12 protein-coding genes and 1 tRNA gene are annotated in these 12,355 nt (G+C 69.7%); 4 read left to right on the top strand and 9 right to left on the bottom strand.

Annotation, left to right across the window (positions count from 1 at the left end):
- Positions 1 to 108: 108 nt before the first annotated feature.
- Together ACIQJT_RS36155 and ACIQJT_RS36160 are read right to left on the bottom strand one after the other, a co-directional pair.
- Entirely contained in the window at positions 109 to 327 is a 219-nt protein-coding gene (locus ACIQJT_RS36155; RefSeq protein WP_053848216.1) for a hypothetical protein, read from the bottom strand.
- 52 nt (positions 328 to 379) lie between these two features.
- Complete coding sequence (locus ACIQJT_RS36160; protein WP_234358534.1) at positions 380 to 595, bottom strand: hypothetical protein; 216 nt, start codon at positions 593 to 595, stop codon at positions 380 to 382.
- A 232-nt stretch (positions 596 to 827) separates the two neighbouring features.
- On the opposite strand from ACIQJT_RS36160, the gene ACIQJT_RS36165 reads away from it, so the two are divergent.
- The gene (locus tag ACIQJT_RS36165; RefSeq protein ID WP_365451804.1) at positions 828 to 1,205 is read left to right on the top strand and encodes a helix-turn-helix transcriptional regulator; all 378 of its coding nucleotides are present in this window, start codon (positions 828 to 830) and stop codon (positions 1,203 to 1,205) included.
- Positions 1,206 to 1,487: 282 nt separating this feature from the next.
- A complete protein-coding gene (locus ACIQJT_RS36170; RefSeq protein WP_365451806.1) occupies positions 1,488 to 1,748 on the top strand; it encodes a hypothetical protein in 261 nt (86 codons plus the stop codon).
- Between the two features lie 49 nt (positions 1,749 to 1,797).
- Here ACIQJT_RS36170 and ACIQJT_RS36175 read toward each other — a convergent pair.
- Positions 1,798 to 1,881: transfer RNA gene (locus ACIQJT_RS36175), tRNA-Leu, on the bottom strand.
- A gap of 391 nt (positions 1,882 to 2,272) precedes the next feature.
- Here ACIQJT_RS36175 and ACIQJT_RS36180 point away from each other — a divergent pair.
- Together ACIQJT_RS36180 and ACIQJT_RS36185 are read left to right on the top strand one after the other, a co-directional pair.
- Complete coding sequence (locus ACIQJT_RS36180) at positions 2,273 to 3,043, top strand: ABC transporter ATP-binding protein (RefSeq protein ID WP_402649969.1); 771 nt, start codon at positions 2,273 to 2,275, stop codon at positions 3,041 to 3,043.
- Complete coding sequence (locus ACIQJT_RS36185) at positions 3,043 to 5,571, top strand: ABC transporter permease (protein ID WP_402649970.1); 2,529 nt, start codon at positions 3,043 to 3,045, stop codon at positions 5,569 to 5,571. The genes ACIQJT_RS36180 and ACIQJT_RS36185 overlap by 1 nt, the downstream gene beginning before the upstream one ends.
- A 61-nt stretch (positions 5,572 to 5,632) precedes the next feature.
- Here the strand turns inward: ACIQJT_RS36185 and ACIQJT_RS36190 are convergent, their stop codons facing one another.
- The 6 genes from ACIQJT_RS36190 to eno form a co-directional block, all read right to left on the bottom strand.
- Positions 5,633 to 6,922, bottom strand: a complete 1,290-nt coding sequence (locus ACIQJT_RS36190; protein ID WP_402649971.1) for a class I SAM-dependent methyltransferase — start codon at positions 6,920 to 6,922, stop codon at positions 5,633 to 5,635.
- Positions 6,923 to 7,066: 144 nt separating this feature from the next.
- Complete coding sequence (locus ACIQJT_RS36195; RefSeq protein WP_078959856.1) at positions 7,067 to 8,443, bottom strand: NAD(P)/FAD-dependent oxidoreductase; 1,377 nt, start codon at positions 8,441 to 8,443, stop codon at positions 7,067 to 7,069.
- A gap of 432 nt (positions 8,444 to 8,875) precedes the next feature.
- The gene (locus ACIQJT_RS36200; protein ID WP_402649972.1) at positions 8,876 to 9,817 is read right to left on the bottom strand and encodes an exopolyphosphatase; all 942 of its coding nucleotides are present in this window, start codon (positions 9,815 to 9,817) and stop codon (positions 8,876 to 8,878) included.
- Positions 9,814 to 10,350: a DUF501 domain-containing protein gene (locus ACIQJT_RS36205; protein WP_365451815.1), complete on the bottom strand. Its 537-nt coding sequence runs from the start codon at positions 10,348 to 10,350 to the stop codon at positions 9,814 to 9,816. The genes ACIQJT_RS36200 and ACIQJT_RS36205 overlap by 4 nt, the downstream gene beginning before the upstream one ends.
- 30 nt (positions 10,351 to 10,380) lie before the next feature.
- Complete coding sequence (locus ACIQJT_RS36210) at positions 10,381 to 10,857, bottom strand: septum formation initiator family protein (RefSeq protein WP_365451817.1); 477 nt, start codon at positions 10,855 to 10,857, stop codon at positions 10,381 to 10,383.
- A 111-nt stretch (positions 10,858 to 10,968) separates the two neighbouring features.
- Positions 10,969 to 12,255 carry a phosphopyruvate hydratase gene (gene eno, locus ACIQJT_RS36215; protein ID WP_007382562.1) on the bottom strand — a complete coding sequence of 429 codons (1,287 nt, stop codon included), beginning with the start codon at positions 12,253 to 12,255 and terminating at the stop codon, positions 10,969 to 10,971.
- Positions 12,256 to 12,355 lie beyond the last annotated feature (100 nt).

Consider the following 12,355-nt stretch of genomic DNA (forward strand, 5'->3'; position numbering starts at 1 on the left):
TTGGGGCCCCCCCCCCCGCCCCCCCCCCCCCCCCCCGGGGGGGGCGGGGGGGGGGCCCCCCCCGGGGGGGCGGGGCGCCCCCCCCCCACGGCCGTGGTCACACCGGCGCTACTGCTTGACGGTGATCGACTGCGAGGCCTGCGACTCGGCGACCGAGTAGGAGGAGTGGTCGTTCAGCGCCGCGGACTGGTTGTCCGCCTGGATGTTGGCGATGTGCTTGGTGACGTTGGTCGTCTTGTTGAAGCTGAACTTCAGACGGCCGAGGGCCTCCCGGCCCGGCAGCAGCTCGGCGGACTCGGTCTCCAGCTCGTGCATGTCCATGCTCATGACGGACGTCCTTTCAGGTGGTGTGGATCGGGTTCGAGGTGGTGCGCGGGTGTTACTGGGTGACCGTGATGCTCTGGCCGGCCTGCGAGGCGGCGGCCGAGGCGAAGGAGTGGTCGTTGACGGCCATGGACGAGTTGTGGGCCTCGACGTTGGCGATGTGCTTGGTGACGTTGGTCGTCTTGTTGAAGCTGAACTTCAGACGACCGAGGGCCTCGCGGCCCGGCAGCAGTTCCGCGGACTCGGCCTCGAGCTCGTGAGCGTCCATCATGATCAATTCCCCCTCAGGGATGGGCATTTCCGGTCGGACCGAGTCAGGTTCCCCCCGGACTCTGTCCGACTTGGTCGGACGGACTGTCCAACGAGATTGGACACTAGGGCCTCGCGGGGCCACCGCGCAACCCGTTCGGGGAATCACCCTTCCGGCGGCAGGTGGGGCCGCCCGTAGAATCGGCCCCGACATGGACGGTTCAGCCGAGCGGCGAGCAGGAAGTGACCCACCCGTGGCCAACGCACTCCAGCAGTTGATCCGTGAGCGCCTGGACCGCAAGGGCTGGTCCTACGGCGACGTGGCGCGCCGCGGTGGCGTCCCGCGCTCCACCGTCCACCACCTGGCGACCACCGACCGTGTCGTCCGCATGCCCCAGTCGGCGACGCTGGAGGGACTGTCCAAGGGACTGGAACTCCCGTTGGACACCGTCCGCCGCGCCGCCGCGGAGGCCTGCGGCATCCACGTGTACGGCAGCCCGCAGGGCCAGGACGCCGAGGCCGACCCCGAGGTGGACCTTCTGATCGCCAGTGTCCAGAAACTCTCGGCCGACGACCGCCGCCATGTCGCTGCGCTGGTGGAGTCCCTGCTGGACCGCACGCCCAAGCAGTAGTCGGTCGACTGCGGACCAGTCGGGGCCGGCGGGGACCGGTCGCGAAGTTCCCCGTGCCCCTGATGCCTGCGGCGGCGTGCGTGGCCGTGCCCGCACCGCCCGCCCCGGAAGTGACCGGGCGGACGTCGGGTCACGGCGGTCCACGATCGGGGATGTTCACTCTTCCGTGGAGTCGGAAAAAAGAATTCGACTGTGCCCGAAAGCGCCGCACCGCCCCGCTAGTCTCTCGTCCTCCTGCCCGAGGAGCGAGAGCCGCACGACCCCGGGCTCCCAGGGGGGAATGTGTTGTTCGTGCATGGCGGGCCGACCACGGCCGTGGTCCGTGGGCCCGCCGGAGAATCCGTCGTTCTGCTCTCCGGCGAGCTGCCCGAGGTACTGACCGACCAGTCGATGACCGAACTCGTGGAACTGGCCGCCGCCGTCCTGGACACGGCCGAGCTGCCCCTGTTCCACGCCTGTCTGAGAACCCTGCGCCGGGACGGCCTGCGCGCCGGCCGCAGGATCGAGATCGACGGTGCCGTACTGACCGTTTACGAAGGGTGACGAGAGGACGCCGGCCCACGCGTGCGTACTCGTCGCGTGGGCGGGAAAGTGCCCGGAGCCGGACTTGAACCGGCACGCCCGCGAAGGGGCAGCGAGGTTTAAGCTCGCCGTGTCTGCATTCCACCATCCGGGCAGGTCATGGCTCCGCGTTTGAGGTCCCGAGCCTATCGGGACGCATCCCCCGAACAGTGGGCGGGCGAGCCGATGTTGTCTTATTTTATTGACGTCTGAGGGTGCATCAGACCATGGAACAGGCCATCCGCACTTGCCAATAGCCTTACGCGGGGCACCCGGCCACGCATACGGAATGACGGAATTTCACCGCCCGAACGAGGACGCTCCACCTGTTCTCCGCGCACCCCTCTGATCAGGGGCCGCCGTCATCCCCAGGTATGACACCGAGCGGCTCGGTCCCTCCGAAGTCTGCCCCCGGAACCAGGACTGCGGCTGACTACACGACGGCGTCCGGCCACCACGATGGAAGACGTCCTTCAACGACGTCGTCCCGCTAGGAGTTCCATCCCGTGACCACCACACCGATCGCCGGCCGGGCCACCTCCGTGGCCGCACGCGCCGCGGATCTGTCGAAGATCTACGGACAGGGCGAGACCCAGGTGGTCGCCCTCGACCGGGTCACCGTCGAGTTCCGGCAGGCCGAGTTCACCGCGATCATGGGCCCCTCCGGTTCCGGCAAGTCCACGCTGATGCACTGCGTGGCCGGCCTCGACACCTTCTCCTCCGGGTCGGTCCGCATCGGCGACACCGAGCTGGGCTCCCTGAAGGACAAGCAGCTCACCAAGTTGCGGCGCGACAAGATCGGCTTCATCTTCCAGGCGTTCAACCTGCTGCCGACCCTGACGGCCCTGGAGAACATCACGCTCCCCATGGACATCGCGGGCCGCAAGCCGGACAAGGAATGGCTCGACTCGGTCATCCGGATGGTCGGCCTGCGGGACCGGCTCAGCCACCGCCCCGCCCAGCTCTCCGGCGGTCAGCAGCAGCGCGTCGCCGTCGCCCGGGCCCTCGCGTCCAAGCCCGACATCATCTTCGGCGACGAACCGACCGGAAACCTCGACTCGCGCTCCGGCGCCGAGGTCCTGGGCTTCCTGCGCAACTCCGTACGGGAGCTCGGGCAGACCGTCGTCATGGTGACCCACGACCCGGTGGCCGCGGCGTACGCGGACCGGGTGGTGTTCCTCGCGGACGGCCGGATCGTCGACGAGATGTACAAGCCCACCGCGGACAACGTCCTCGACTTCATGAAGCAGTTCGACGCGAAGGGCCGCACGAGCTGATGTTCCGCACCGCCCTGCGCAACGTACTCGCGCACAAGGCCAGGCTGCTGATGACCGTGCTCGCCGTGATGCTCGGCGTGGCCTTCGTGTCCGGCACCCTCGTCTTCACCAACACCATCTCCGAGGCCTACCAGAAGAGTTCGGCCAAGGGCTTCGACCAGGTCGACGTCGCCGTCACCCCCGACTGGGACGAGGACAAGGGCAACACGATCGGCAAGCGCCACGAGCTGACCCAGGCCCTGCTCGACAGGAGCGCCGAGGTCCCCGGGGCGTCGAACGCCATCGGTGTCGTCAGCGGCTTCACCGCCATCGCCGACAAGCAGGGCAAGCTCATCGGCGGCGGCTTCCAGTCGCAGGGCGGCAACTACTACGGGGACAAGGACCCCCGGTACCCGCTCGCCGAGGGCACCGCACCGCACGGCGCGAACCAGGTCGCCATCGACTCGGAGACCGCGAAGCGGGCCGGCTACAAGATCGGCGACACCGTGCGCATCTCGGTCGACGGCCCGGTCCTCGAGCCGGTCGTCACCGGCATCTTCACCACCGACGACGGCAATGTCGCGGCCGGCGGCAGCCTCGCGCTGTTCGACACGGCCACCGCCCAGAAGCTGTTCGGCAAGCCGGGGACGTACGACGAGATCGACGTGAAGGCCGCCCCCGGCACCTCCCAGGCCGCACTGCGGGCCGCCCTGGACAAGGCGCTCCCCGCAAGCCAGGTGGAGACCGAGACCGGCAAGGAACTCGCCGACCGGCAGGCCGAGATGATCGCGGCCTCGATGAGCGGTCTCAAGCAGGGCCTGCTGGTCTTCGCCGGCATCGCGCTGTTCGTCGGCACCTTCATCATCGCCAACACCTTCACCATGCTGGTCGCCCAGCGCACCAAGGAGCTGGCCCTGCTGCGGGCGGTCGGCGCGTCCCGCCGCCAGGTCACGCGGTCGGTGCTGATCGAGGCGTTCGTGGTGGGCCTGGTGGCCGCCGTGACCGGTCTCGTGGCCGGCATCGGCATCGGCGCCGGGCTCCGGTCCCTGATGGGCACGTTCGACGCGACCGTCCCCGACGGCCCGCTGGTCATCACGCCGGGCACGGTCGGCGCGGCCCTCGCGGTCGGCGTCCTGATCACCATGCTGGCGGCCTGGCTGCCGGGCCGCCGGGCCGCGAAGATCCCGCCGGTGGCGGCGATGAGCAGCGTGCACGCCAAGGCGACGACCAAGTCGCTGGTGCTGCGCAACACGCTGGGCGCGCTGTTCAGCGGCGCGGGTGTCGCCGTCGTCCTGGCGGCCACGACGATGGAGGGCTCGGACGGCCAGGCCCCCATGGGGCTGGGCGCGGTCCTGCTGATCATCGGCGTCTTCATCCTCACCCCCCTGCTGTCCCGCCCGCTGATCGCGGCGGCGGCCCCGCTGATGCGCGTCTTCGGCATCTCCGGGAAGCTCGCCCGTCAGAACTCGGTGCGCAACCCGCGCCGTACGGCCGCCACCGCCTCCGCGCTGATGATCGGCCTCACCCTCATCACCGGCATGACGGTGATGGCGGGCAGCCTCCAGAAGTCCATCGACAAGATGGCCTCGGCGGCCGTCAAGGCGGACTACGTCGTCTCCATGGCGAACGGCAACGAGCTCTCCGCCGACGTGGAGCGGAAGCTGGCGAAGGCCGAGGGCGTCACCGCCGTCAGCCCGCTGCGCAACGCGCCCTCCCGCATCGACGGCGAGACCGAGTACCTGACAGGCGTCAACGGCCCGGCGATCGGGAAGCTGACCGACCTCAAGGTCGACAGCGGCGCCTTCGAGGTCGGCGGCGCGCGGGTCGTCGTGGACCAGGACACCGCCAAGTCCCACGGCTGGAAGGCGGGTTCGGCCTTCACCGTGCACTACGAGGACGGCAAGGCACAGAAGCTCACGGTCGCCGGGATCTACGAGGGCAACGAGCTGATCCACGGCATCATGGTCGACACCGCCACGCTCGACCCGCACCTGAGCGACGTGTCCGACATGCAGGTCATGCTGAAGACGTCCGGCGGGGCCTCGGACGCCACCAAGGACAGGCTGGAGAAGGTGCTCGGCACCAACCCGGCCATCAAGGTCCAGGACAAGAAGGACCTCTCCGAGTCCATCGCGCAGATGTTCACGCTGATGCTGAACATGCTCTACGGCCTGCTGGCGATGGCGGTGATCGTCGCGGTCCTCGGGGTCATCAACACACTGGCCATGTCGGTGTTCGAGCGCTCCCAGGAGATCGGCATGCTCCGCGCGATCGGCCTGGACCGCAAGGGCATCAAGCGGATGGTCCGCCTGGAGTCCCTCGTCATCTCCCTGTTCGGCGGTGTCCTCGGCATCGGACTGGGCGTCTTCTTCGGCTGGGCGGCCGGTGAGCTGCTCGGCTCGAAGATGGCGACGTACGAACTGGTCCTGCCCTGGGCCCGGATGGCCGTCTTCCTGCTGCTGGCGGCGACGGTCGGCATCCTCGCCGCGCTGTGGCCGGCCCGCCGGGCGGCCCGCATGAACATGCTGGCCGCCATCAAGGCGGAGTAGCGGAGCAGGGCTACGGCATCGGGGCCCGTCACGGAGGGGGTGGCGGGCCCCTTCCGTGCGCTCAGTTCCAGGTGCGGGCGCGCAGCGGCATCCCGGACCGGCCGGACTCGGGGGTGCGGACGGCCAGGACCTGGTTGACGCCGAGGTGGTTGCGTTCGAAGCCGAGGGCGCACGCGGCCATGTAGAGGCGCCAGACCCGGGCCCGGCCCGGACCGGCCAGCCGGACCGCACGCTCCCAGCCGGACTCCAGGTTGGCGACCCAGCGGCGCAGGGTGAGCGCGTAGTGCTCACGGATCGACTCGACGTCCCGCACCTCGAACCCGGCCCGCTCCAGCTGGGTCACCGTGGTGCCGACGGGCGCGAGCTCGCCGTCGGGGAAGACGTAGGCGTCGATGAACTCGTCGAGGTCGTAGGCCTCTTCGTCGGACAGCGGGCGCCGGGCGATCTGGTGGTTGAGCAGCCGACCGCCGGGCGCGAGCAGCCGGTACAGGTCCTCGGCGTACTCCAGGTACTTCTCCGAGCCCACGTGCTCGGCCATGCCGATGGAGGAGATCGCGTCGTACGGCCCGTCGGCCACGTCGCGGTAGTCCTGGACGCGGATCTCGACCCGGTCGGTCAGCCCGGCGTCGGCGACGCGCTTGCGGGCGTAGGCGGCCTGCTCCTGGGAGAGGGTGATGCCGACGACGCTCACGCCGTACTCGCGGGCGGCGTGGATCGCCATCGAGCCCCAGCCGCAGCCGACGTCGAGGAGCCGCTGTCCCGGCTGGAGCGCCAGCTTGCGGCAGACGAGGTCGAGCTTGTCGTGCTGGGCCTGTTCGAGAGTGCCGTCCGGACTCGGCCAGTAGGCGCAGGAGTACACCATGGACGGGCCGAGGACGGTCTCGTAGAAGCCGTTGCCGACGTCGTAGTGGTGGCTGATGGCGCGCTTGTCGCTGCGTCTGGTGTGCAGATGGCCCCGGGTGCGGCGGACCTCCTCGCGGGGCGGGGCCGGGGGCAGCGGCAGACCGGCGAGCCGGACGAGTCCGAGCAGCGCGGCGCGGGTCTGCGGGTCACGCAGGACCTGGAGCGCGGAGCGGGTGTCGTCGCGCTCCCAGACCAGGCCGGAGAGCAGGCCGAGGGCGGCGTAGAAGTCGCCCTCGATGTCGAGGTCCCCGGCGACCCAGGCGCGGGCCAGGCCCAGTTCGCCCGGCTTCCACAGCAGTCGGCGCACGGCGCGGCGGTTGCGGACGAACAGGGTGGGCGCGCCGGGCGGCCCCGCCTGTGAGCCGTCCCAGGCCCGGATCCGAACCGGGAGCTCGGCTCCCAGCAACTGTTCGAGCAGACTCTTCAGCCGCAGTGCGGCATCCGCCATGGCCCACACCTCCGTGACGAGGATCCCGGATTTGTCCACCCGGGTAAACAACCGAAGGGTCATGGTCAATCCCGGAAAACCCCGAAAGGCCCCCTGCACCACGGATGGCAGGGGGCCCTTCGGTTCGTTCGGCGACCGGGAGGGTCAGGAGGCCTTCGCCTCGGTCTTCTTCGGCTCGGCGGCCGGCACCGGACGCGCGGCCTCGTAGAACTCCTCGCGCGGGTTCTCCATGGCGCCGAGGGAGACGACCTCGCGCTTGAGGAACATGCCGAGGGTCCAGTCGGCGAAGACGCGGATCTTGCGGTTCCAGGTCGGCATGGCCAGACCGTGGTAGCCGCGGTGCATGTACCAGGCGAGACGGCCCTTGAGCTTGATCTTCATCTTGCCCATGACGATCATCGCGACGCCCTTGTGCAGGCCGAGACCCGCGACAGCACCCTTGTTGGAGTGGCTGTACTCCTTCTGCGGGAAGCCCCGCATGCCGGAGATCACGTTGTCGCCGAGGACCTTGGCCTGGCGCAGCGCGTGCTGGGCGTTCGGCGGGCACCAGGCGTTCTCGACGCCGGCCTTGCGGGCGGCGACGTCCGGGACCTGGGCGTTGTCGCCGGCGGCCCAGATGTAGTCGGTGCCCTGGACCTGGAGGGTCGGGGCGGTGTCCACGTGGCCGCGCGGGCCCAGCGGGAGGCCGTAGCGGGCGAGGACCGGGTTGGGCTTGACGCCTGCGGTCCACACGATGGTGCTGGAGTCGACCTCCAGGCCGTTCTTGAGGACCACGTGACCGTCGACGCAGGAGTCCATCGAGGTGGAGAGGTAGATCTCCACGCCCCGGCTCTCCAGGTGCGCCTTGCCGTACTGGCCGAGCTTGGGGCCGACCTCGGGGAGGATCTTGTCGGCGGCGTCGACGAGGATGAACCGCATGTCCTCGCGCGAGACGTTGGTGTAGTACTTGGCCGCGTCGCGGGCCATGTCCTCGACCTCGCCGATGGTCTCCGCACCCGCGAAGCCACCGCCGATGAACACGAAGGTGAGCGCCTTGCGGCGGATCTCCTCGTCGGTCGTGGAGTCGGCCTTGTCGAGCTGCTCAAGCACGTGGTTGCGCAGGCCGATGGCCTCCTCGATGCCCTTCATGCCGATGCCCTGCTCGGCGAGGCCGGGGATCGGGAAGGTGCGGGAGACCGCGCCGAGCGCGATCACCAGGTAGTCGAAAGGCAGCTCGTACGCCTCGCCCACCAGCGGGGCGATCGTGGCGACCTTGCGGTCCTGGTCGATGGTGGTGACCCGGCCGGTGAGGACCTCCGCCTTGGGCAGCACGCGTCGCAGCGGGACGACGACGTGGCGCGGGGAGATGTTGCCGGCGGCGGTTTCGGGGAGGAAGGGCTGGTAGGTCATGTACGACCGGGGGTCGACGACCGTGACGGTCGCCTCGCCGTAGCGCATCTTCTTGAGGATGCGCCGAGCTGCGTACAGGCCTACGTACCCACCGCCTACTACGAGGATCCTGGGACGCTCCGTGGTGCTCATGCCATCGAGTATCCACCCGCCCCAGGGGGGTCGCTCGTGCGCCCCTTCACAAGCTCTTCCAGGGGGTGTGCTATCCTCCGCGGCCCGCGTGACTCAGGTCATGGCGCGGAACGGGAACCACGGTACAGGGATCTCCGTTGTCAATGCCGCGTGAGCTGCCTCTCCGTGCCGGAAACGGCCCCGTGAGGGGTGCTCACGGGACCCTCGTGCACCCCTCCCCCGAGGTCCGCATCCCACCGTTTTGAACGTGTTCACACGGGTGTTGAGGCCCCGGAAGGGTCAACCGGACCACATTCGTCGTCCGACAGGACCCAATTCCTTGTGAAGAACTTCACGAACTTTCCGGGCGGCACGGCGAAGAGGGGCCCCGAAGGGCCCCTCAGAGATGCTCATACGTTGTTCTGCCTGCTCAGCAGAGGTGCCCGGCGGGGCCTACGCAATGGACCACGCGATCCCGTCGAGGATGTCGTGCTCACTCACCACGACCTCCCCGGCACCGATCCGCTCCATGATCGACAGGAGGACGAGGGCTCCGGCGGCGATCACGTCGACGCGGCCCGGGTGCATGCTGGGCACAGCCGCGCGCTGTTCGTGGGTGGCCTTGAGGAGGGCGTCGCTGATGCCCTTGACCCGGTCGCGGCCGATCCGTGAGTGATGGATCCTCGCGGAGTCGTACTCGTCCAGTCCCAGCGCGATCGCCGCGACCGTCGTGACCGAGCCGGCCAGGCCGACCAGGGTCCGCGCCTCGCGCAGCGGCACGGTCTCCTCGGCCAGATCGAGAGCGGCCTCGATGTCGGCACGCATCGCCGCGACCTGCTCCGCGGTGGGCGGGTCGGTGACCTTCCCGTCCACGACCAGGTGCCGCTCGGTCATCCGTACACAGCCGACGTCCACGGACCGCGCGGCCCGCACCCGGTCGTCGCCCACGACGAACTCCGTCGAGCCGCCGCCGATGTCCACCACCAGATACGGCCTGTCCAGGTGGTCGCTGCCCTTGAGCTCCTTGGTCGCCCCGGTGAAGGAGAACTCGGCCTCCTGGTCCCCGGAGATGACCTCGGGCTCGACGCCGAGGATGTCCAGGACGCCCCGGACGAACTCGTCCCGGTTCTCCGCGTCGCGGGAGGCGGACGTGGCGACGAACCGCAGCCGCTCGGCCCCGTGCTCCTTGACGACCGCCGCGTACTCCCGGCATGCGGCGAAGGTCCGCTCCAGGGCCTCGGGCGCGAGCCGCCCGGTCCGGTCGACTCCCTGGCCCAGCCGCACGATCGTCATGCGCCGGTCCAGGTCGACCAGTTCACCGGTCTCCGGGTCGCAGTCCGCGACGAGGAGACGGATGGAGTTCGTACCGCAGTCGATCGCGGCGACCCGGGTCACTGGGCCTCCTCCTGCCGCTCGGAGACGGTCACGCACGCGCCCTTGCGCCACCACTCCGGCAGCATCGCGATCGCCTCGTCGCCCAGCGGGTTGACGCCCGGGCCCGCGGCCAGCGAGTGGCCGACCAGGACGTGCAGGCACTTCACCCGGTCCGGCATGCCGCCCGCGCTCGGGAAGCCCTCCAGGACCTCGATGGCGTCACGCCGGGCGATGTAGTCCTCGTGCGCGGCCCGGTAGGCGGCGGCGAGCTCCGGATCGGTCTGCAGCCGCTCCGTCATCTCCTTCATGACGCCGTTCGCCTCCAGGGTGCCGATCGCCGAGGCGGCGCGCGGGCACGTCAGGTAGTACGTCGTCGGGAAGGGCGTGCCGTCGGGGAGGCGGGGGGCCGTCTCCACCACGTCCGGCTGACCGCAGGGGCAGCGGTGCGCGATCGCGCGCAGACCGCGCGGCGGCCGGCCGAGCTGCTGCTTGAAGGCCTCGACGTCCGCGTCGGTAGGCTCGGTGCGCGGAGTGGAGGGCGGAGGCGTTTCCATGCCTGTCTTTCTATCGGTCCATCGGTCGGTTCACTGGTCGGAGGCGTCGGACTTGTCGACCCCGTCCCAGACGTTCGCGTACCAGGGGCGGTCGGCCGCGCCCAGGTCGCTGCGGGACTGCTTCGCGGCGTCCGGGTCGACGACGACGAACCCCGTCTCACCCGGCATCACGTAGTGCAGCCGCTGCCGGATCTGCTGCTCCGCGTACGCGTCGTCCTGCCAGCGCGCCTTGAGGTCGCGCAGCTTCTCGACCCGTTCGGCGGCCTGCTCCTTCTCCCGCTGGAGATCGGCGATCTCGGCGCGCTGCGAGACGTACTGCCTTATCGGGTACGCCAGCGCCACCACCAGCGTGCACAGCACCAGGGCGAGCAGCGCGGCCCGGCCGGTCAGCCGGGAGCGGCGGGCCTGCCGTCTGGTCTGGGAGCGGTAGACACGGGCCGCGGTCTGCTCGCCGAGCAGCCTGATCCTCGTCGTCGTGGAGAAACGGTCCCGGTCCTTCACGGCCATCGGCTCTCCGCCTCCCCTTCTACGTGCGTACGTCCCCGCACACGGTACGGGACCGGTACGGGGACGTACGTACGACTGGCTAAGGCTTGACCCCGGAAGGGCCAGCCGGTGTCAGCCCTTGAAGCGCGGGAACGCGCTGCGGCCGGCGTAGACCGCGGCGTCGTCGAGGATCTCCTCGATGCGCAGGAGCTGGTTGTACTTGGCGACGCGCTCGGAGCGGGCCGGGGCGCCGGTCTTGATCTGGCCGCAGTTGGTGGCGACGGCCAGGTCGGCGATGGTGACGTCCTCGGTCTCGCCGGAGCGGTGGGACATCATGCACTTGAAGCCGCTGCGCTGGGCGAGCTCGACGGCGTCGAGGGTCTCGGTGAGCGAGCCGATCTGGTTCACCTTGACGAGCAGCGCGTTGGCGGCGCCGTCCTCGATGCCGCGGGCCAGGCGCTCCGGGTTGGTGACGAAGAGGTCGTCGCCGACGATCTGGACCTTGTCGCCCAGCTTGTCGGTGAGGACCTTCCAGCCGGCCCAGTCGTCCTCGAACAGCGGGTCCTCGATGGAGACGAGCGGGTAGGCCGCCACGAGCTCCTCGTAGTATTCCGTCATCTCGGCGGCCGAGCGGTCCTTGCCCTCGAACTGGTACTTGCCGTCCTTGTAGAACTCGGAGGCGGCGACGTCGAGCGCCAGGGCGACCTGCTCGCCGGGGATGTAACCGGCTTCCTTGATCGCCTCGAGGATGAGGTCCAGGGCGGCGCGGTTGGACTCCAGGTTCGGCGCGAAGCCGCCCTCGTCGCCGAGGCCGGTGGACAGGCCCTTGCTCTTCAGGACCTTCTTGAGGGTGTGGTAGACCTCGGTGCCCCAGCGCAGCGCCTCGGAGAAGGACTCCGCGCCGATCGGGGCGATCATGAACTCCTGGATGTCCACGTTGGAGTCGGCGTGCGAGCCGCCGTTCAGGATGTTCATCATCGGCACCGGCAGCAGGTGCGCGTTCGGGCCGCCCAGGTAGCGGAAGAGCGGGAGGTCGCTGGCCTCGGAGGCGGCGTGGGCGACGGCGAGGGAGACGCCGAGGATGGCGTTGGCGCCGAGCGAGCCCTTGTTGTCGGTGGCGTCCAGGTCGAACATCGCCTGGTCGATCAGACGCTGCTCGGTGGCGTCGTAGCCGACGAGCTCCGGGCCGATCTGCTCGATGACCGCGAGGACGGCCTTCTCGACACCCTTGCCCTGGTAGCGGTTCGGGTCACCGTCACGCAGCTCGATGGCCTCGAAGGCGCCCGTGGAGGCGCCGGACGGGACGGCGGCACGACCGGTGCTGCCGTCGTCGAGGCCGACCTCGACCTCGACCGTGGGGTTGCCTCGGGAGTCCAGGATTTCCCGGGCTACGACGACGTCGATGGACGGCACGAGCATCTCCTTCTTGGGATGTGACACGGTCCGCCGGGACCGCGGTGGGTTCTGCGAGACCGAGCCTAACCGGCTCCGGGGGATCGGCCACCGTGTGGACCGACCC

This window comes from Streptomyces sp. NPDC091972 (genome assembly GCF_044756385.1).
Classification (GTDB): domain Bacteria; phylum Actinomycetota; class Actinomycetes; order Streptomycetales; family Streptomycetaceae; genus Streptomyces.